Genomic DNA, 569 nt, shown 5'->3' with positions numbered 1-569 from the left:
CTATGCAACGGAGCCCGCAGATGAAAAACAGAGACAGTTTCAGAATATACTTAGAGCGATAGGGTTTAAGGTAAAGTTGAAGCCCTACATTCAGCGCGCTGACGGCTCTGCTAAAGCTGATTGGGATGTCGGTATCACACTCGATGCTATGGAGTTTGCGGCACACAGTGACATCCTTGTTTTAGCATCTGGTGATGGAGATTTCGACCTGCTCGTCGATCGAATCAAACTGAAACACAGCTCTGCTGTAGAGGTCTACGGCGTTAAAGCACTAACAGCTTCGTCACTGATATGTTCCGCCACTAAGTTTGTCGCAATAGATACTGATTTATTACTTAACTAAATTCAGATCAAGCGATATGCTCGCCACTATTATCTTTACAACAATCTCATCGAGACTCTGAGTACTTATACTCAATAAACAATGTCATGAATATGCTCGGGGTCATCTGTCGTTAACTCCCCTCGCTCCAATTTCTTCTCTACACCTGGCCCTAATACTGGCTTCATATCCCTGGCATGTAAGTCATGTGCACAATGATCGCAAGCAAAACGAGGGCTGGAAACAT

General features: G+C 44.5%; 1 protein-coding gene. It reads left to right on the top strand.

Annotated elements, in window-relative coordinates:
* On the top strand, positions 1–343 hold a 343-nt coding region (locus tag A3757_RS20435), incomplete at its 5' end, for an NYN domain-containing protein (RefSeq protein WP_068740198.1).
* Between the last annotated feature and the right edge of the window lie 226 nt (positions 344–569).

The sequence above is a fragment of the Oleiphilus sp. HI0117 genome (assembly GCF_001635235.1).
The sequence above is the reverse complement of the archived record's forward strand: the minus strand, read 5'-3'. Positions and strand labels throughout refer to the sequence as shown.